This is a genomic window from Bacillus sp. HY001 (assembly GCF_007558965.1).
Taxonomy (GTDB): Bacteria; Bacillota; Bacilli; order Bacillales; family Bacillaceae_G; genus Bacillus_A; species Bacillus_A mobilis.
The window spans coordinates 1-259 of record NZ_VLTE01000382.1 but is presented as its reverse complement, the minus strand read 5'-3'; the positions used below and the strand labels follow the sequence as shown (position 1 = coordinate 259).

The 259-nt window shown below is 35.5% G+C and carries 1 protein-coding gene; it reads left to right on the top strand.

Annotated elements, in window-relative coordinates; all coding sequences use genetic code 11:
• Nucleotides 1-194 (top strand): cytochrome P450 (locus tag FOT98_RS31845; protein ID WP_144291298.1); only part of this gene is annotated, 194 nt, incomplete at its 5' end.
• Nucleotides 195-259: the final 65 nt, after the last annotated feature.

The following is a 259-nucleotide window of genomic DNA, read 5'->3' as shown; positions in this document are numbered from 1 at the left end:
AGAATAATCATTTAGCCTTTGGAGCTGGTATACATCACTGTTTGGGAGCTCCATTAGCGCGACTAGAAGGACAAATTGCATTAGGCACTTTGCTACAGCGGCTTCCTAACCTTTGCCTAGCAATCAAACCGGATCAATTAAATTATAATCATAGTAAAATTCGTTCTCTTGTTAATCTGCCAGTTGTTTTCTGACCTATAATTACAATGGGGTTAAGCTGTTTTGGTTTTTTTGTTGAAAAAAATTGTTATATTGAAAT